This is a genomic window from Candidatus Buchananbacteria bacterium (genome assembly GCA_013359225.1).
GTDB lineage: Bacteria > Patescibacteriota > Patescibacteriia > Buchananbacterales > UBA6539 > JABWCG01.
In genome coordinates this window covers 1-19,685 of the sequence record JABWCG010000002.1, presented here as the reverse complement: position 1 = coordinate 19,685, position 19,685 = coordinate 1, and the positions used below count along the sequence as shown (strand labels likewise).

General features: G+C 43.1%; 20 protein-coding genes, 3 tRNA genes and 2 rRNA genes. 9 read left to right on the top strand and 16 right to left on the bottom strand.

Going from position 1 to position 19,685, the window contains the following annotated elements; genetic code table 11:
- Window positions 1–335: 335 nt before the first annotated feature.
- From HUU49_03190 to HUU49_03155, 8 genes are all read left to right on the top strand, one after another.
- On the top strand, window positions 336–1,796 hold the full coding sequence (locus HUU49_03190) for a CCA tRNA nucleotidyltransferase (protein NUM25604.1): 1,461 nt from the start codon (window positions 336–338) through the stop codon (window positions 1,794–1,796).
- Window positions 1,797–1,800: 4 nt separating this feature from the next.
- Window positions 1,801–2,775 (top strand): RluA family pseudouridine synthase, encoded by a 975-nt coding sequence (locus HUU49_03185; GenBank protein ID NUM25603.1) that lies wholly within the window; start codon window positions 1,801–1,803, stop codon window positions 2,773–2,775.
- The gene (gmk, locus tag HUU49_03180; protein ID NUM25602.1) at window positions 2,756–3,325 is read left to right on the top strand and encodes a guanylate kinase; all 570 of its coding nucleotides are present in this window, start codon (window positions 2,756–2,758) and stop codon (window positions 3,323–3,325) included. Before HUU49_03185 ends, gmk begins: the two co-directional genes overlap by 20 nt.
- An 84-nt stretch (window positions 3,326–3,409) precedes the next feature.
- Window positions 3,410–3,790, top strand: coding sequence for a 50S ribosomal protein L19 (gene rplS, locus HUU49_03175; protein ID NUM25601.1), 381 nt, complete (start codon window positions 3,410–3,412; stop codon window positions 3,788–3,790).
- Window positions 3,791–3,811: 21 nt separating this feature from the next.
- Window positions 3,812–3,895 (top strand) — tRNA-Leu (locus tag HUU49_03170).
- Between the two features lie 4 nt (window positions 3,896–3,899).
- A tRNA-Val gene (locus tag HUU49_03165) sits at window positions 3,900–3,976 on the top strand.
- Between the two features lie 31 nt (window positions 3,977–4,007).
- The gene (locus HUU49_03160; GenBank protein NUM25600.1) at window positions 4,008–4,256 is read left to right on the top strand and encodes a hypothetical protein; all 249 of its coding nucleotides are present in this window, start codon (window positions 4,008–4,010) and stop codon (window positions 4,254–4,256) included.
- Window positions 4,257–4,292: 36 nt separating this feature from the next.
- Window positions 4,293–4,366, top strand: a tRNA-Ala gene (locus tag HUU49_03155).
- 229 nt (window positions 4,367–4,595) lie between these two features.
- On the opposite strand, the gene HUU49_03150 is transcribed toward HUU49_03155, so the two are convergent.
- From HUU49_03150 to HUU49_03100, 11 genes are all read right to left on the bottom strand, one after another.
- Window positions 4,596–4,805, bottom strand: a complete 210-nt coding sequence (locus tag HUU49_03150; GenBank protein NUM25599.1) for a hypothetical protein — start codon at window positions 4,803–4,805, stop codon at window positions 4,596–4,598.
- 31 nt (window positions 4,806–4,836) lie between these two features.
- A complete protein-coding gene (locus HUU49_03145) occupies window positions 4,837–6,087 on the bottom strand; it encodes a DNA helicase UvrD (protein ID NUM25598.1) in 1,251 nt (416 codons plus the stop codon).
- A gap of 1 nt (window position 6,088) precedes the next feature.
- Window positions 6,089–7,309, bottom strand: coding sequence for a hypothetical protein (locus HUU49_03140; GenBank protein NUM25597.1), 1,221 nt, complete (start codon window positions 7,307–7,309; stop codon window positions 6,089–6,091).
- 61 nt (window positions 7,310–7,370) lie between these two features.
- Window positions 7,371–8,408: a glycosyltransferase gene (locus HUU49_03135; protein ID NUM25596.1), complete on the bottom strand. Its 1,038-nt coding sequence runs from the start codon at window positions 8,406–8,408 to the stop codon at window positions 7,371–7,373.
- Between the two features lie 111 nt (window positions 8,409–8,519).
- Window positions 8,520–9,266, bottom strand: a complete 747-nt coding sequence (locus HUU49_03130; GenBank protein ID NUM25595.1) for an NTP transferase domain-containing protein — start codon at window positions 9,264–9,266, stop codon at window positions 8,520–8,522.
- Window positions 9,259–10,041, bottom strand: coding sequence for a hypothetical protein (locus HUU49_03125; protein ID NUM25594.1), 783 nt, complete (start codon window positions 10,039–10,041; stop codon window positions 9,259–9,261). The genes HUU49_03130 and HUU49_03125 overlap by 8 nt, the downstream gene beginning before the upstream one ends.
- 4 nt (window positions 10,042–10,045) lie before the next feature.
- On the bottom strand, window positions 10,046–11,269 hold the full coding sequence (locus tag HUU49_03120; GenBank protein ID NUM25593.1) for a glycine C-acetyltransferase: 1,224 nt from the start codon (window positions 11,267–11,269) through the stop codon (window positions 10,046–10,048).
- A 6-nt stretch (window positions 11,270–11,275) separates the two neighbouring features.
- The gene (locus tag HUU49_03115; protein ID NUM25592.1) at window positions 11,276–12,493 is read right to left on the bottom strand and encodes a zinc-binding dehydrogenase; all 1,218 of its coding nucleotides are present in this window, start codon (window positions 12,491–12,493) and stop codon (window positions 11,276–11,278) included.
- A gap of 28 nt (window positions 12,494–12,521) precedes the next feature.
- Window positions 12,522–12,968, bottom strand: coding sequence for a GNAT family N-acetyltransferase (locus HUU49_03110; GenBank protein NUM25591.1), 447 nt, complete (start codon window positions 12,966–12,968; stop codon window positions 12,522–12,524).
- Window position 12,969: 1 nt separating this feature from the next.
- The gene (glmS, locus tag HUU49_03105) at window positions 12,970–14,808 is read right to left on the bottom strand and encodes a glutamine--fructose-6-phosphate transaminase (isomerizing) (protein ID NUM25590.1); all 1,839 of its coding nucleotides are present in this window, start codon (window positions 14,806–14,808) and stop codon (window positions 12,970–12,972) included.
- A gap of 1 nt (window position 14,809) precedes the next feature.
- Window positions 14,810–15,562, bottom strand: coding sequence for a TrmB family transcriptional regulator (locus HUU49_03100; protein NUM25589.1), 753 nt, complete (start codon window positions 15,560–15,562; stop codon window positions 14,810–14,812).
- A gap of 150 nt (window positions 15,563–15,712) precedes the next feature.
- Here HUU49_03100 and HUU49_03095 point away from each other — a divergent pair, with 150 nt between their 5' ends.
- Window positions 15,713–16,366, top strand: coding sequence for an HAD family phosphatase (locus tag HUU49_03095; protein ID NUM25588.1), 654 nt, complete (start codon window positions 15,713–15,715; stop codon window positions 16,364–16,366).
- Window positions 16,367–16,427: 61 nt separating this feature from the next.
- On the opposite strand, the gene HUU49_03090 is transcribed toward HUU49_03095, so the two are convergent.
- From HUU49_03090 to HUU49_03070, 5 genes are all read right to left on the bottom strand, one after another.
- A complete protein-coding gene (locus tag HUU49_03090) occupies window positions 16,428–17,159 on the bottom strand; it encodes a hypothetical protein (protein ID NUM25587.1) in 732 nt (243 codons plus the stop codon).
- The gene (locus HUU49_03085) at window positions 17,156–17,860 is read right to left on the bottom strand and encodes an HAD family hydrolase (GenBank protein ID NUM25586.1); all 705 of its coding nucleotides are present in this window, start codon (window positions 17,858–17,860) and stop codon (window positions 17,156–17,158) included. The genes HUU49_03090 and HUU49_03085 overlap by 4 nt, the downstream gene beginning before the upstream one ends.
- Window positions 17,861–17,958: 98 nt before the next feature.
- Entirely contained in the window at window positions 17,959–18,771 is an 813-nt protein-coding gene (locus tag HUU49_03080; GenBank protein ID NUM25585.1) for an NTP transferase domain-containing protein, read from the bottom strand.
- A gap of 399 nt (window positions 18,772–19,170) precedes the next feature.
- Window positions 19,171–19,277 (bottom strand): 5S ribosomal RNA (gene rrf / locus HUU49_03075).
- Between the two features lie 64 nt (window positions 19,278–19,341).
- Window positions 19,342–19,685, bottom strand: a 23S ribosomal RNA gene (locus tag HUU49_03070); the annotation flags it as partial.

Below are 19,685 nucleotides of genomic sequence, written 5' to 3'. Positions count from 1 at the left end.
TTTCGATATCCGTTTTTCTTCCATCGGGATCTCTTTTTGCCCATGTTACTTTTTCTTCCGCTTGCGGGTATTGCTGCCGGCGGATTTGCCACCACGGTGAAATTTCATACTACCATTCTTCCACTTCTTTTCGCGGTGGTGCTTGGTCGTTTTGTGGCTTCCGTGTGCCATAGTGTGCTGGTTCTCCTTTCCTGCTGGTTACCAAAAAACTACGTTGTAGGGTTCGAAAAAACGTTGTCAGTGTAGTCGACAACGCTACCTAAAAGAGTAGCCCATTTCTCTGGTTTTCGTCAAACTAATGGCTGTCAATCCGGTTTTTGTGGTAAAATAAAGATATGAAAAATATTCCAATTAAGTTAAAAAAGTGGTCTATTCAACCATTCATCAAACAATTTTATAAGCAGCTTCCGGAAGCTGAAATTTTTTTAGTTGGCGGTGCCGTTCGCGACATGCTTCTAAATCGCCCCACGACCGATTTTGATTTAGTTGTTCGTAACGTTTCCAAACCAACACTGGAAAAATTTTTAACCGCCCATGGCAAAGTTAATCTGGTTGGTAAAAAATTCGGCGTCTTTAAGTTTGTTCCCAAAGGCTGGGTTGGCACTGAAATTGATATTGCTTTGCCGCGCACCGAACACTCGATTAACTTCAGTGGCGGCTACAAAGATTTTAAAATTAACAGCAGCGCTAAATTAAAAATTGAAGATGATCTTGGCCGGCGTGATTTTACTATCAATGCCATTGCATATGACGTAAAAAATAAAAAATTACTTGACCCGTACCAAGGCCTTCAAGACTTAAACCATAAAGTGATTCGGGCAGTTGGCGCCCCAACACAACGATTCAAAGAAGACTATTCTCGCATGCTGCGAGCCATCAGATTTAGTGCCCAGCTTAATTTTGTAATTGAACACCAAACTTGGTCAGCAATTAAACGCCAGATTAAACATCTTAAAACAGTCGGGGGCAAACCAATTGTTCCCTTTGAGGTTATAGCTAAAGAGTTGAACAAAGCAATGAGCGCCAATGCAACCAAAACGATTCAACTACTGGACGAATCAGGAGCATTAAAAATTTTAATCCCTGAATTACTAAAAATGAAAAACTGTCCGCAGCCGACCAATTGGCATTCTGAAGGCGACTGTTGGATCCACACTATGCTGGCAGTTGAAAACCTTGCTGACAAAAAATTTAAAGCGGAATTCAAAAACCAACAGCCCACTCCTGAATTAATTTGGGCGACTATCTTTCATGACCTCGGCAAACCCTACACCATTAAACACGAAGATCGAATTCGGTTTAATAATCATGACAATGTCTCAGCTCAAAAATGGCGACTGATTGCTGAACGGCTAAAATTATCCTCCGCCGGCGTTGACATTAATCGCGTTGAAAAAATCATTGCCAAACACATGCTGCCGGCAAATGCCAAACACTCTGAAATGAAAGACACTACGATTGAAAAATATTTTTTCAAGCCGGACTTTCCGGGCACGGAACTCCTGATGTTGATTTTTGCGGATATTTCCGCTACGATTCCTGAAAAAACCGGCCGGCCTGATTTCACCCAATACCGAATGATTAAAAAAAGAATTAACCGCCTCAAACAACGCTTAGGCAATAAAAACGGCCTTATTAAGCCGCTGGTGACCGGTAACGACCTTATTAAAAACCTAAAATTACCGAGCGGACCACTGATTGGCAAACTATTGATTTCGGCCCGAGAGGCACAGCTAGCCGGCAAAATAAAAACCAAACAGCAGGCACTCGCCTTTCTGAGGAACTTACTTAAATAAAAATATGCTTGAAAAAATTATTATCACTAACGAAAATGAAAACCAGCGCCTTGATAAGTTTTTAACCGAAAAACTGCACGAGGATTCTCGATCAAGAATAAAAAAAATGATCAAGCAGGGTTTGGTTTTAATTAACAACAAACCAGCCAAGGTCCACCAATTCCTAAAAGTTAATGATGAAATCACCGTACTGCCCGATGCGGAAACCAAAGCCGAGACATCCGTTACCCAACAGTCAGCCACTACCCTGGAACCGAAAATAATTTTTGAAGATAACAATTTTTTGGTACTAGACAAGCCAGATGGTCTTTTGGTTCACCCGACCGACCTTAATGAACCCGGCACTCTTGTTGAATGGGTGCATCAAAAATATCCGGAAATCGAGACCGTCGGAGAATACAAATACCGCGGTGGTATTATTCATCGGCTTGATAAAGATGTTTCTGGTGTAATCGTTATCGCCAAAAATGATCAAACGTTTTACCATCTAAAAGAACAATTTAAGCAACGCCAGGTTAAAAAAATTTACTACGCACTGGTCTATGGGCATCCGACTCAGCCCGAAGGTGAAATCAATTTACCGATTGGACGAAATAAAGATGGCCAATTTGTAGCCCATCCTCGGCGTGGCACCGAAAAATTTAACAGCAAAGACAAAGTTGCCAAAACTAAATACAAAGTATTAGAATATATTAAAGATTATACGTTACTTGAAGTCCAAATTCTAACCGGCCGGACCCACCAAATCAGAGCACACTTATCTGCTATTGGCCACCCAATTATTGGCGACCAAATTTACAAGCCAAAGAAAAACTTTCTGCATTTCTTCCAACATAAGGTTAAAGTTATTAACCCTGGCAGGATCTTCTTGCATTCGGCCCAAATCGGATTCAATGATTTTGATAACCATTGGGTAGAATTTAATTCCCCGCTACCTGAAAAACTAACCGCTTTTCTTCATGAACAAAAAAACAAATAAAGTATTCATTATCTCCGGACCAAGTGGTGTCGGCAAAACGAGCGTTGCCAAGGGAGTTTTAAAAAGACTACCCTTTTTAAAAACAACTGTCACTTATACTACGCGCACGAAACGGCTGGGGAAGAAAGAAGACAAAACCATTATCCACGTTTCCGAGGAAGAGTTTCGCACCAAAGTTGCGGCGGGTGATTTTTTAGAATGGGCCGTGGTACATAATAACTTCTACGGTACGGACGCTCAAGTAGTAGCTCAGGAGCTGAAAAAAAATAGCCTTTTGATGAACATTGACGTTCAGGGGGCGCTACAAATTAAGCAGAAAATGCCAGCCAAAACCGTCTTAATTTTCTTAAAAACCGAAAATATTGATGAGCTCGCTAAACGTATTAAACACCGGGAAAAAATGCCGGAAGCTATCCTCAAGATCAGACTGCAAAATGCCCGCAAAGAGCTTATTTTGGCAAAAAAGTATGATTACATCATCATCAACAAGGCACATAAATTGACCGAAACAATTAATCAGGTTATTAAGATAATAAACGAAAATATTTAAAATATACCTCTTGACTTTTGGAACGATTTAGATTATAGTTGAGGGGTATTAATTTTTAACCACATATCATTTTAAGACAACTATATGGCAGATAAAAAACAAGCGGCTGACGCTGTCGAACACAAAAAGAAAGAAGTTGCCCGACAAGCTTTACCGGATCTTAAACCTGGCATGACCGTAAAAGTTCATCAACAAATCAGCGAACAAGGACCAAAAGGTGAAAAGAAAAGGATTCAGGTCTTTGAAGGAATCATCTTGGCCCATAAGCACGGCAAGCAGACGGGTGCCACAATCACCGTTCGAAAAATTTCTGAAGGGGTTGGGGTGGAAAAAATATTTCCCATTCACTCACCAAACGTTATTAAAATTGAACCGGTGAAACAAGCTAAAGTTCGCCAGTCAAAACTCTACTACCTGCGAACCAGCAAAAAACGACTGAAAGAAAAAAAAGTTGAAGCGAAATAATTATTTCGCTTCAATTGTTGTGCGGACGTGGTGGAACTGGTAGACACGCAGGCTTGAGGGGCCTGTGAGCGCAAGCTCGTGGAGGTTCAAATCCTCTCGTCCGCATTTTGGGTTCGTAGCTCAGCTGGTTAGAGCGTCTCGTTTACACCGAGAAGGTCAGAGGTTCGAATCCTCTCGAACCCACCAAAAAATAAAAATTAATTGCCAAGACAAATATATGATTGGTCAAATTATTCTCGGATTAATTGTGGTGGCTGCCGGAGCTGCCATAACCATAAAGGCTGACTGGATTTATCAGAATATTGGCGGTATTCCGAGCGCCGAAAAGTATTTGGGAACTGAAGGTGGTAGCCGTCTTGCCTACAAACTGATCGGAATGGCGGCCTCAATTGTTGGCTTTCTGATTATGACAAACTTAATTGAAGGCGTCTTGAAAGGTTTTGCCAATTTGATCATCCCTGGATAAATTCAACTCACAAAGCATCTTGATAGTGTCTCGTGTGGGCCCGTAGTTCAGCTGGTTAGAATGCCTGCTTTGCAAGCAGGAGGTCAGCGGTTCGAATCCGCTCGGGTCCACACGGGACATTATTTTTTTAAAAAAAATTAATGAATAACAAAATACTTTTGAAAAAGTATTTTTATTTTTTAAAAAATAAGAAACAAAAAAATTTTAAAAATTAAAGTTATCCACAGTTTGACAAAAAAAAGATTGTTAATCATAAAAAAAAGCTTTATAATTAAATTAGCTTTTAAAAATAAATTTTTTTAAAAGTAAAAACAAAAAATAAACTTTTTTCAAAAAAGTTTACTCCACCATGGAGATGAAAGGAGGTGAAAGTATAATGCCAGCACGAAAAAGAAAAGCTGCAAAGAAAAGACCAGCAGCTAAAAAGGTAGCAAAAAAGCGACCAGCTAAAAGAAAGGCTGCTAAAAAGGTAGCAAAAAAGCGACCAGCTAAAAGAAAGGCTGCTAAACGTCGCCGATAATAGATTTCATGCACAAAAATCCCTGCCAAAAGATAACAGGGGTTTTTGTTTTGTCTAAAATTAAAATAAAGCTTTCTGCAACGGTTTATTAACCTGACCAGGCTTTAACGTCTTAATAATTCCATACTCACCATCATACCCGGCGACTGGTTCAACTTTCTGTTCACGAACATTTTTAATCGCTACAACCAATTCCGGTACGGCTATGGTAGCTAAAGTTGGATAATCAAGATCTAATAAAATCTCAAATTCACTGAATTTACCCACCAACTCCTCATACATCACCGAGACTTTCTTTGATGTTTTACCAACGCCAAGCACTTCGGCAATTATTTCGGGTAGCGGCACAATGCTTTTAAAAGGAATAACGTCGGACGCCTGGCCCACTTCACGATCAGCTAAAGCATCCACCCGATTCAACACGCCGATAGTGAGTGGCTTTTTGCATTTTGGACATAACCCACCGTGTTTTTTACTTTCGGCCGGAGCGAAATTAACACCACAGGCGCGATGACCGTCATGATGATACTTTCCTTCTTCGGGAAAAAATTCAATGGTATATAAAAAACGACTTTTATCTTTTTGTTCAATAATTTTTTTAATTTCAAAATAACTTAATTGGTCGGGGTCTATCTCAAAAACGTTAGCCTCGCGTCCTAAATTAGCCGGTGAATGAGCATCTGAATTAGAAATCAAGGTGATATTATCCAAGGCCGAAAGCCGCCAATTCATCAGCGGATCGGAACTCAAACCGGTTTCAATTGAATGAATGTGTTTAGTCATTTCGCCGAAACACTCTGCCAAACTGTCAAAGCCGGAGTTCGATCCGAAAACCGAAAACCAAGGCGTCCAGGCATGCGCCGGGATCACCATATTTTCGGGATTAGCCTCCAAAACAATTTTAACAACTTCATCTGCATGAAGTCCCATAATGGGACGGCCATCCGATTTTAAATTAACCCCTCGAGCAATAAGCGCCTGATTAATTTTACCCACGCTCGCTAAATCGGGGGCAAATAAACAAAGATGAATCCGCCGCACTTTGCCACCCTGCGAATAAATGCAGCTAATTTCCGTCGTCAACATAAAAAGCACTTTGCCGTCAGTACCCCTTACTTTAAATAATCCTGGCTTTTCTTCAATTAATTTTTCCTTGAGTTCTCTAAACCACACCGGGTGAGTAAAGTCGCCAGTACCAACAATGCCAATCCCCTTTTTCTTGGCCCAGATTTCATTATGCTCCAAGTCCAAATCTTTGGAACAAGCCCGGGAATACTTTGAATGAAGATGAAGGTCGGCAATATAGCGCATACTATTTAAATGTGTAGAATAATTCATCGCGGCGTCCAGCTATTTTCGCGACCCGATCAGTTAACGCTACCCATACTTTTTGCAAAGCGCAGTATTCTACGAAGGCGTTTTGAGACAGCGGCTTATGAAACCGCGAAAGATAGATATTATACAGCGCCATCGTTGCATCAAAAATTTTTCCCCGCAGCAAATACTCTCCGGCCATTACCAATTGCGACTGAACAATTAACCAATAAATATCATCACGCAAAAATCGTCCTGGATATGGCTCAAACTCACTGGCGGTAATTTTTCTCATGCCAACAACCTTCTCCTGATGTTTGATCTTATTAATTTCCCAGAGAAACCGCAACATGTCTTGACGAAATCCTAACCACTTCGGGTGAATCCGCGGCGGCGGTAAATGTCTAATCTCCAATTTATTATCGGCGACAAACAAAAAACCAAACATTCTGGCGTTCAAATTATAATCCATATCCTCACCACGCAAAGCATATGGGTCGTAGGGCACTATTGAAAAAACTTCCCGATGAATTGCCGACAGGCCGCCATGAGACAATGGCGTCTTCTTCCAGCGAGGCTCACTCATAAAAACAATTTTGAAAGTTTCGTTTTGATAATGAATTTTATCCCAATATCTCATCCACGGCTTCATTGGCCTAACTCGAATCGGACTGCCGGCTTCACCCTCTGGACAAGCACCCGTAATCAACCGCACCGGCTGACTTTCAATCGTCTGGGCAAACCCCTCATCAAGCTTCTGTAAGAAATCCTTATCCCGAACCAGTTCGTCATCGTCCAACCAAATTACCACATCAGTATTCAAAAGAATGCCCGTCAGCAGGCCGATATTGCGTTCCTGGGGATACCCTCCTAAATCAAGTAATGAGGAGAATTGTTTTACATCCGGACCTATTAGCGCCGCTAACTTTGCCAAATGGGAATGGGAAAAAAGATACAGCTGTTTAGGGCGATAACGAGCACGACTAACCACTTCTTTAATCCACGCTTCCGAGTCTTCGGCAATCTCCGGTGCTACTGCCGACAGCAACAATACAACGTTGAAATCTTCATGATCCAAACATTGCAAAGACTCAAGCGTTCGATTCAGCGGCCCATCCTGGTCAATCGGCGTAGGATGATCATACATAACATCGCCGCGGCGATACCCATCGCGGGAAACTCTAGCGGCGTGAACTGGGATCAAAAAAGTATATTTCATGATATTGTTGATTTTTCTAAAAAAAATAGGGACATCCCTGTCCCTTCATTATACTCAAACCTCACACGGTTTGTAAAACGGCTTCGAGCACCTGACGATGCTCCGGATTAAACGCGCCAAATGGCGCAATGTTGTAGACAAGCGGATAGGCAGCGTCCCTTTCCAGTGCCAGTTCCCTCCGGCAATGAGCATAAGCTTCTTCGGCAGCATGGCGGTATGCGCCGGGAAAAATCATATATCCAGGCAACACATATGACGTGTGCCGCAACTGCCGACCCAATGCCAGCAAATCACACCACACATCAGGTCCACAATCAGGACAATAACGTTCAACATATCGACGGAAAAGAATTTTTCCCTCAAAGCTGTCTGGCTCAAATTCATAGGCGTATGCCAGAAACATCATTGAAGAAAAAACGTGCTTCAGTGAGCTACCGTTAACACCGGCTGACGCTGTCGCACCAGAAGCGCGATCACGATCACCTTCGCGCGCCACCGGCAAGCCGGTATAACAAAATGTCGGGATGCCGGCGCGCCACAGCCTGGTGCTCCAGTCAACCCATTCACCACGCAATGCCATGTGAACGGGAAACGCTACCCGACACACCGTGTCACGTCTGACGAAAAATGGTGTATGCACCATACCCAACACAATCAGGTCAGGCGCAACTGACATTTGCGGCATCATGTTTTCGTCCTGCGGGTGAAACGAACTTTCGTCCGAGTGCGTCAAAACGACTTCCATCACACTCGCATCAGACTCCACATACCGACGATACGCTACTCGTAGATTGGTCGGATGAACACTGTCGTCGTCATCCCAAATCATGATATCGTCACCGGTTGCGGCGCTGACACCCAAATTGCGTGCCAACGGCATGTTGTTCTCAGGTGAAAAGACAATTCGGCTGGCCATTGGCCGAGACCGAGTCGTCAGAGTTTGCCGGATCATAGCTTCATAACCCGCATACGGCGGATTGATGACAGCCACTACCTCAGCAAAAATGCCAGACATCGACGCCTCCAGCAATCGAGTCGGGCCAAAACGTACCCAGCGGTCGTAACCGCCAAACAAAACCACCAGACTCAGCTTTCTCATGGCGCGACCCTTCCTGCGTCATAGCTTGCAAAAATCGTTAAAAATTCAAGGTACATCAGCATGTATAACACAGATTATGCACGCTGATTTATCTTAAAAGATTGACCTATCCTACAATAATTTTGAAATTAAATCAAGCTGTTCTTGACTATTAATCCCCATAGCTTCTTTTGGCTCAATCTGAACCGAAGCAATCTGATGATTTTGGCCAAAGGCGATGTCAACTAAGTCAGTCAGGTAATACTCTTGCTGGGTATTATGGTTTCGCACGAGATCTAAATTAGTCCACAGCCAATCAGCCTTAAAACAAAAATAGCTTGGATTTACTTCCTTAATCTGAAGCTGCTCGGGAGCGGCATCCTTTTTTTCAACAATACCAATAATTTTACCACTGTCCGAACGTACCACTCGGCCAAAATCATAAAACGGCAAGCGCCATCCCTCAAAGTCGGGAACCACCGTGGTAGCCATAGTCAACACTTCCTGTTCGCGAACATGAGTATCTAAAATATTTTTGATTGTTTGAGGGCTCACCAGTGGGTGATCACAATACAAAACCAAAATATTTTCCGCACTGCCCTGCAACTGTTCACGGCTTACCATCACGGCGTGACCGGTTCCCAACTGTTCGGCCTGGAATGCATAATCATAGTCCGGGCCTAAGGCTGATTTGACTTTGTCAGCTAACTTACCGACGACAATCAGCGGGCGGGCGCAAACATCCGCCTCTTTGATCGCGTCCAAAAGGTAGCTAATCATTGGTCGGCCATGTAGCGGCACCAATGCTTTCGGAATATCATGGCTATTCATGCGCTTACCCAAGCCGCCAGCCAAAACAATAACTTGAAATTTATTCATTAATGATCTTTTGTAAATTATTAGTAAGGTTGGCATTTGTAGCCATCACCTGCACAAACCCTTTGCCGTTTGTACCTAAATCAATCAGTTCACCGCCGGCTTCTTTTAAAATCAACTGCGCGGCAGCCTGGCTTAGCGATTGACTGGTTGAAGACAAATCAACATAGGCATCAAAGGAACCGCTGGCAACTAAGCACTGCCCAAACGAGCCAATCCGAAATGTTTCAACCTGCCGGCAGTGCTTAACCAAGTTAGTAACCTGCTTCATACTTTTTTCAAAGTCAGGATTTTGGTTAAACTTTTTTTCCGGTAATTCCACAAATACATATGCCAAGGCAGCGTCTTGCTGGCTAGAGACATTAATTTTAATGCCATTTAAATATGCTCCTTCACCCCGAAGCGCAAAAAATAGCTGATGGGTCTGCGGATGATTTACCGCGCCCATAATTGTCTTGCCCCGATGTTGCAGAGCGATATTAACCGTATAGATCGGAATATTTCGAGAAAAATGTGAACTACCTTCCAGCGGATCAACCAGCCACACGTACTCAGCGGATGGTTCGGCTGCATCACCCTCAACAATCACCTGGTGATCCGGATAACTCTTTAAGATACGTGTTCTGATAATTTCCGCCAATTCAAGATCAATGTTAGTAACTAGATTACCAGCATCGTGTTCAATTACATTTTTAAAGGTATAAAAATGATTGCGTAAGTATTCCCCTGCTTCAGCCGAAACTTGAATAATAAATTGTTTGAATTCTTTTGTTTCCATACGTTTAAATAATATTCATTTCTTTACCAACCTTCTCCAAAATTGCTAATGCGGCGTCCAGATGCTGTTTGGTGTGTGCTGCCGAAACCTGAAACCGCAGCCGCGCCGTGCCTTCAGGAACAACCGGAAACCACAAACCAACAACATACAACCCCTCCTCAAGTAATCGCTTACTCATTGCCTGAGCCACAGCTGCTTCGCCCAGCATGACCGGCACAATCGGATGTGAACCCGGCAATGTTTTAAATCCTAATTTTTTTATTTTACTTCGAAAATATTTGGTATTTTTTTGGACCTTTGTCGGCAACTTTTTATTTTGTTCAAGCAGCTCCAAAGCCTTAATTGAGGCTTTAACCACTAGTGGCGGTACTGAATTAGAAAACATGTATGTTCGGGATTTTTGCCGCAGTAAATCAATAATCTCTTTCTTGCCGGCAATATACCCGCCGACTGCACCACCCAATGCCTTACCGAATGTTCCGCTCAAAACATCAACTTTGCCATGAACACCCAACGCTTGCGGTGTGCCAGCGCCAGCTTCTCCCAAAACGCCAACACCATGAGCGTCATCAACAAACAACAGCGCTTGATATTTTTCCGCTAAAGCCACTAACTCGGACAAAGGCGCTGTATCGCCTTCCATACTAAACACGCCGTCGGTGGCGATAATCTTAAACCGGAAATTTTTATCGGCATCTTCCTGTAACATTTTTTCCAACGCCACCATATTAGCATGCGGATAAATCCGTTTTTCCACTGATCCTTTTTTTATCAATTTGAAAGCGTCAATAATACTCGCGTGATTCAATTCATCGCTATAAATCACATCTTGATATTCTGCTGCGCCGAAAGGTTCATTGATAATGCTGGCAAAAAATCCTAGGTTAGCCATAAAACAAGTGGAATACAAAATGGCATCGTCACAACCTAAAAATTCAGCCAGCTTTTTTTCCAATTCCCGGTGCCAATCCTGAGTGCCACAAATAAACCGGACTGACGATAATCCAAAACCATACTCCTTTAATCCATCCTTAGCCGCTCTGACGATCGCTTTATGATTACCTAGTCCAAGATAATTATTGGAAGCAAACATCAAAACCTTCTTACCGTTGATTTCCACCTCAGGACCCTGAGCACTGGTTAAAATCCGTTCCGTTTTTAACTTGCCCTGATCCAATAAATTTTGCAATTCATTATTAATGCTCTCAATTAGTTTATGTGTATACATATGTTTTTATATTCCTGGCTTTAATAGCACTTTAATCGCTTGACCATTGATCAAGGCTTGAAAACCCTGATCGTACTCTGCCAACGGCAGTTGATGGGTAATAACACCGCTTCGTAAAATAGTTTCCGTCAAACCATTAGCCAACAAATAACGCATCAAATCCCAGGTATCAAACACCCGGCGACCATAAATACCTTTAATCGTCAGCCCCTTAAAAATAACCTGATTGGAAAAATCAAGCTCTAATTTTCCAGCTGGCAACCCTAACATTAAAATAGTGCCTCCCATGCGAACACTATCAAAAATCACATTATAAGCGCTGTAATGACCGGCCATTTCAAAAACAATATCAACACCGGTATTATCGGTTTCTTTGGCAATCGTTTCGCGCAATGCGGCCAGACCTTCGGGTTTACCCACATTAAAAGTAAAGTCCGCCCCAATTTTTTTGGCAATGCCAAGCTTGTCGAGACTCGCTTTGTCGGGTATGACATCGGTGATAAAAATTTTTCCCGCTCCAAGTTGTTTAGCAATAGCGCAGCTCATCAGCCCCTGTAAGCCCGCGCCGGTAATCAAAATCGTTCGTCCAACAAGGTCGGCCGACTGACAAGTATGAACGCCATTACCAATCGCATCCATAAAACTAATAATTTCCGGCGGCACTTCCCCTACCTCAAATAATACCAGTCGGTTTGCCGGCACAACCATAAAATCAGTATACGCGCCGTCTTCATGAATGCCCTTGCCGATTGTCTTTTTACAAACGTGCTGATGTCCGGTCCGACACTGCAAACACTCAAGACAGGTAAAATGCATTTCGGCGCTAACATAAAAATTCTTATTCAAAAACTCTACAAAATCAGCACCGGAGGCCAGTTGCTTAGCAGTTTTACCTTCGACATAATCAGCTAATTTTTTATTCAATAATTTTTTACGTAGCAGTAAGCTGGCCACTTCCGTTTTAGCAGAATCATGAATCTCAGAAATTCGACCACAAAACTCATGGCCCAAAATAGTCTCCTCATCTTTGTTTTTAGCCATACTTTGAGCTAATGAATCCTTGCCCTGATAAATACCAACGTCAGTTCCACAAATACCGGTTGAAATAATTTGCACCTTTACCGGACGTTCGGGGGTAACTGATGGCTCAGGTTTATCAATATAATCTAAACCGACATACCAGGCAGGCGGATTAGTGGGTCGCTTTTTAACGAGTGCTTTCATAATTTATAATAATTAAGTTTCCTTAAATCTATTTTTTAAAATAAATCTTCATTTCCACCTCAGCCGCTTTAAACCCAAATCGACGATAAAAACTAACTAGCTCTTTACGACAGTCCAGAATCACTTTATAGCAACCCAAAACCTTAGCTTTTTTTAAGGCTGCTTTGATTAATTGGCTGGCCACACCTTGACCTTCAAAACCTTTGCGAGTAACCACGTCTTCAATATGACCGGCCAAAGCCAGATTGCGAATAAACTTTTGCTCAACCAACAGCGTAACCGTACCAACAATTTGATTAGTAACAGGCTCAATAGCAACAAAAATATAGCTGCCTTGCTTTTTGGCTCGGCGATAAGCTTGAACTGCTTGACGATAGCTAACCTTTTTGCCCGGAGCAAGGTGAGCTAAAGTTTTCCAAAAACCACTTTCGGGTTTCAGGTCGCTAGATTTAAGTAAACGGATTTTTATTGCCATATTATTCAACGGTTACGCTTTTAGCTAAGTTACGCGGCTTATCAACATCGCGACCACAGGCAACCGCAACATGATAGGCAAAAAGCTGCAGCGGCACGACGGCTAACAGGGGCGTTAACATTTCTAAAGTCTTTGGAATGTAAAAAACCTCATCAGCGACTTTAGCGACCTCCTCGTCACCAACGGTGGCCACAGCAATAATCTTTCCCTGCCGCGCCTTAACTTCCTGCAAGTTAGAAAGGTTTTTTTCATAGACACTGTCTTTGGGAGTAACAAAAACCGTCGGAAATTCCGGATCAATCATGGCAATCGGGCCGTGCTTCAATTCACCGGAAGATCCCCCTTCAGCATGAATGTAAGAAATCTCTTTCAACTTTAATGCTCCTTCAAGAGCAATTGGATAGTTATATTTTCGTCCCAGATAAAAAAAGTTTTTAAACTTCGCATACTTTTGAGCCACACCTTTAATTCGTTCATTAGTCTGTAAAACCTCTTCAATATATTTTGGAATAGTAAGCAGCTCTTCGGCAATGCGTTTACCTGTCACGATCGACATCTGCCGCTGACGACCGAGCATTAATGTTAGCAAAGCTAACACTGTAACCTGAGAAACAAATACTTTTGTAGATGCAACGCCAATCTCCGGTCCGGCGTGATTATAGACGCCGGCGTCAGTCTCCTGAGCAATAGTACTACCAATCACATTAACAATACCAAGCGTTAAAACACCTTTTTCTTTGGCTTCTTTAACGGCCGCCAAAGTGTCGGCAGTTTCTCCCGACTGACTCAACACCAGCACCGCATCCTGTTCTGGGTCTAAAATTGGCTTACGATACCTAAATTCTGACGCTACCGAGACTTCCGTTGGAATGCCGGCATATTCTTCAAGCATATATTCTCCGATCAAGCCGGCATAAGACGCTGTACCACAGGCCACGATGGTCAAACGTTTAATTTGACGCAAACGATGTTCAACCGACTCAAGCCCACCTAATTTTGACCGGCCCTCCTCAACAATAATTCGGCCACGCAAACTATTACGCACCGTTTCGGGTTGTTCCATAATTTCCTTTAACATAAAATGATCAAAGCCGCCTTTTTCTGCCTGTTCCATGTCCCATTCAATTTTTTCCACCTCTTTATCAATCGGCTGTTGGCCATCCAGACTAGAAATAACATATTCGCCATCTTTGATCACAGCCACCTCTTTATCTCCCAGAGTGATAACCTGATGAGTATAACTTAAAATCGCTGATGGATCGGACGCGATAATTAATTGATCAGCACCAATACCAATGCGTAACGGGCTACTCAGTCTAGCAGCCACCAAAGTACCCGGCTCACTATTAGCCATCACTGCAATCGCATATGCCCCTTTAACCAGGTGCAACGATTTTTTGACTGCTTCCTCTAAGCTCTTGCTACTTTTCAATAATTTGCCAATAAGATGCGCCAATACTTCTGTATCGGTTTCTGATTTAAAAATATGGCCTTCTTTTTCCAGCTCATTTTTCAGCGTTTTATAATTTTCAATGATACCATTATGCACTAAAAAAACATTGCCATCATTATCCCCGTGCGGATGAGCATTCACTTCATTTGGCTCACCATGAGTGGCCCACCTCGTATGAGCGATGCCGACCGTGCCGCTTAAAGGGTTTGCAGAAACGGCATCAAATAATTCTTTGACTCGACCCCGAGTTTTTAAAACATTAATTTTATGACCATCCCAAACCGCAATACCGGCACTGTCATAGCCTCGATATTCCAAACGTTTTAGGCCATCAAGCAAGATCGGCGAAGCCGCCTTAGTCCCAACATATCCGACAATACCACACATATTATAGATTCTCCCAGACAAACTCAAAAATCATTTTTTGAGTCTGATAAATATTTTTATCTTCGATAATAACACCAATTGGCTTCTCGTTAGCATCAACCGAAATCATCCCTAGCTTGCCGGCATAAATTAAAATATAGGTCGGTGCACTGTCTTTTTTTGTCAGCCACTTGCGCTCATCAAGTCCCCGGGTTTCTCCGCCGGGACCGATTGAAATTACTTTAACCCCAATGCCAGAATCAATTCGATCCTTGGAAAAATTAGGGTAGACATTATATAAATATCTTTTAATGCTTGCAGCCGAATACACATAGTATGATTTTTCGGATCCGTCCCGGCAACTCTTGATAACGTCTTTCAAAACTAATTCGATGCCGGCATACCCTTCATAAAATTTAGCAACCGGCTTAACGGCCGCATTGTTATAAATTGATTTAAGCTGTGGAATAATCTCACTCATTTCTGTTTCAGTTTTCTCCAACAAGTCCCGGCGTTGACGTAAAACATCTTTAAGTCGCGATGGGTCCTCGGCAATAAAATACTGACGCTTATCTTTATGGTAATAACTAATCAAGCCGGTACCGATCAACCCCTTTAAAATATCATAGACAGTTTGACGATTAATGCCAGCGTTTTCGGCAATTTTACGCACTGGCGAAGGGCCCAACTTTAAACAAGCCAGGTATACTTTAATTTCCTTGTCTTCCAGACCCAAATTTTGGAGGGTTTTTTCAACCATAGAGATAATAGCCATAGTATAACGAATTTTAAATCTTGTCAATTTTTTTCTGACAAAATTGTGGATAAATACATAATTTAGCTAAAATTAGCTAAAATTATATAAATTTTATGTCAAAAAATTTTATTATTGTCTAATAATTAAATTACTGATACTATAGACTATATGATTAAAGCAATACTATTTGATTTGGACGGGGTTTTAATTGAAACCGAGAAAGAAACCTTTAAGTTTTATCAAAAAATTCTTGGACAGGATTATGGCATCTTCCTGAAAGATGAAGATTTTAAATATAAAGCCGGGCGCAAATCAAAAGATTTCTGGAATGACATATTGACTCCCGAACAACAAGAAAAAATCGACGTAAAAAAATTAACCCAAAACAAACGAGAAGCATTTAACACTGATCCTGACAAATACGTCAAGGCAATGCCCGGCGGCAAAAAACTGCTTGAGCTGCTCAAAGGCCAGGGATTTAAGCTGGCACTAGCCTCTCAGAACGAATCACGAATGATTGAAAGTATGATGCGTTGGCTTGGGATTAAAGAATATTTTGAAGTGATTTTATCAATTGATCAAATCACTAACCTCAAGCCTGACCCGGAAATTTATTTGCTGGCCGCGCAAAAATTGGGCGTCACACCGGCTGAATGTGTTGTAATTGAAGATTCTAAAGATGGTGTTGGTTCTGCTAAAAATGCGGGAATGAAATGTATTGGCATCAATCATCCCTATACTCCACCGGGAGCCCTTAATGCTGCCGATACAACCGTTGATGCGCTGTCAGATATCAATCCTGCGGTAATACATACTTTATAAAAATAAAAAGCGATTCAGTTTACATTGTAAATGAATCGCCGGTGATGAACGAGTCGGCTTGTTAGCCGGCTTTTTCATCAAATGCAATGATCTGTCCAGGTAGCCCGTCTTCGGACAGGGCAAACGTCTGGTCAAGTGACGACAAGACCAGCGGATCCTGGCGCGAATTGTCGAGCCAGCAGCTCAAGTGGTGCCAATGGCTGTGAAAGTACGGGACTTCAAACGCCTGGGTTAAACGAAAGCGTTCAAGCACTTCCGCACCTTGACGGTGACGATCGCGAGCACGCAAACGTTCAAGCCGAACGCTGGCCGGGGTATGAACATAGGCAATCTCACACATCCCCTGGAGATGGCAGATAGCAACTCCATCAAAGAGAATGGCCATACCTTCTTTTGGCGGCACGATATGAACTTCGCCGGTCAACTCGCCGCCGTCAGCACGATTGTAGACGCCCTCTAAATGAAGGGGTTTATGTGCCAACAGGTCGTTGAGCGCCGACTGTGCCCGATCAAAATCCCACCAGGTCATTTGGTCCGCGCGCCGCGTGAGTTCTTCGGGGTCAACACCATCCTCATTCAGCCAAGCCTTACGAGCCCGGCTGGAAAGTTTGAAGAAGACGTCAAGTCCAAGGATCTCAGCGGGGTAGCCAACGCTTTCGATTTGCGCTTTCGCCAACGGCGCAATATGGTTGCTCTTGCCAGCGCCTGCCTGACCCGTAATACCGATAATCGACACTGCACCGGGCCGAACATGGCCGGCGATTAAATCCTGAAACGTGGGTTGTTGTTTCATCTGCTAACACCTCCCTCCATATGCGTTTGTGCGCTAAGCGTCCTGCTAAGCAACATTTCACCAACCTGAAGTGTTTCGTCCCTGCTGCCAGGAACAATTATTGCACCAGCGTAACCAGCCTCTAGTGCGGGCGGCCCTTCGGAAAATTCGCGATCGCCAATCGAAAGGCAAGTAGCAGGATCCAGACCCGCTACTTGCGCGATCAACGAAAAAAACTGCGGATCAGGCTTGGAGTGTCCAATGTTATCTGGTCCGAAAACCAGAACCTTGGGCACTGTTGACCTAATACCAATCAGTTCAATAATGCGTTCGCCGATTTCCGACGGCGAATTGGTGCCAAAACAGACGGTAAATCTGTCTGCCAGGCGCCGCATCAGTTCCGACATTTCTGAATCCGGTTGAATCCATTTTTCGGGGTTCCACGCTGTGCAGCGCAAAACATCCCACTGCCGGCGAGTAACACCAAGTGCCAAGACACCTTCCGTCAACGCGACCTTGCGGTTTTGTTGAGTAGCGATTTCCTGACGCTTAGCCGCGATACGTCGCTGAGCTTCCGCCGGTTCAACACCGAGAATCTTAGCGACTTCCACAACTTCGTTATGGCTGCCTGCAGCCAAATACTCATCGGTTCGATAATACACCGTGTTGTCGATATCGAAAACGATACCAAGAATACCCGTTACACTTCCAAGCACTTTCATGCCTGCCACTCCTATTGAGTTTTTCTTTTATTCAGTTTTGAACGTTCCGTTCAGACTCCGCTCCACTCCTAGTCGGAACCTAAATCAAACGTTCAATATCAATTTTTCCATTCTTTAATTGCCCGATTATAACTTTCACTGTTACCAACGTCAAACCAGTCCCCCGCAAAAATATAGCCAAAAAGTTTACGTTCTTCAACTAATTTTGGAAAGACATCTTTTTCCAGTCTGGTAGCGTCTTTAAGATAATCAAAAATTTCTGGGTCAAAAATATAAACTCCTGCGTTAATGATGTTTGACAGATCACGTCGATTATCCGGCTTTTCCAAAAATGAATAGACCCGCGAACCCTGAATACGCACCACCCCCCAATCGCTGGAACGATTAACCGCTGTCAACGCAATAGTGACTGGACCATTATGAGACAAGTGAAAATCCATCATGTCATCCAAATCAAGCTGAGCGATGACATCACCATAAATTACCATAAACGGTGAATTGCCTAACTCTGTTTTGGCTTGCATAATCGGCTGGGCCGTACCGGTCTGAAATTTACCCTGTTCTAAATAAGTAGCTTTAATACCAAACCGCGAGCCGTCACCAAAATGCTTTCTGATTTTTTCCCCCTGGTGGCCAAGGGAAAAAATAATTTCCCGAACACCATAGCGACGAAGATTCTCAACCGTATGTTCAAGCACCGGACGAGCATTGATTTCAATCATACCTTTGGGCAAGCTAGTAGCCTTACCACCAGTCAAAATGAGTGCCTTACGAACTTTCGGCGAAAAATATTTGCTTAACACATACTCAATAGCGTGCGACCGATTACGAATCCTAGCGCCATCAATATATTCATCCAGTTTTTCGAGGATGTCTTTATCTAAAGTGATTGTCAGGCGGGTTTTATCCATATAAGTTTATATAATATCATACTATATCATACAAAAAACAATGTCAATAAATTACCCTATAAGAAAAACCACCGGCGATGAGAGTGGTGCATTGGGGTTTGCGCGCAAGGGCGCGGTGAGGGCTCTCATAGGCCGGTGGGGTTCTTCCTGGAGCGGAAGGAAACGAGGAAGGGGTCTTCCTCGGGAAAGGTATTGATAAAGAGCAAAAAAGTGGAGGTGCGGAAGGGCCAAACCATGGTCGTCATCTATTAACGGCCGCTAGTATGGCCCTCCCGCGTGCGGGGTGGATATGGCCGCGCAAGAAAGCAGGCCGCAACGAAGAAGTAATTGATATCGTAGCAAAAAACAATATTTTGGTCAAACAAAAAACCTCGGAATAAATCCGAGGTTTTCTGATATAACTGGCGATGACCTACTTTTCCCTTGCGAGTATCATCGGCGCTGAAGGTCTTAACTGCTGTGTTCGGGATGGGAACAGGTGTTACCCCTTCGCTAAAACCACCAGAAGCATCCAGTCGTTCGTAAACGACGGGACTTCTTCTGGAAATTTTTATTTAATCCCAGTTCTTGTGGTTAAATAGAATTGACAATTAGTACAGCTCGGCTCAATCTATTGCTAGACTTACACCTGCTGCCTATTAACCCGGTCGTCTACCGGGAGTCTTAATGAAATCTTATCTTGAAGACGGCTTCCCACTTAGATGCTTTCAGCGGTTATCCAAACCAGACGTAGCTACTCAGCAGTGCCCTTGGTAGAACAGCTGATACACTAGAGGTCTGTAGATCTCGGTCCTCTCGTACTAGAGATCTGCCTTCTCAAATTTCAACGCCCACAGTGGATAGGAGACCGAACTGTCTCACGACGTTCTGAACCCAGCTCGCGTGCCGCTTTAATTGGCGAACAGCCAAACCCT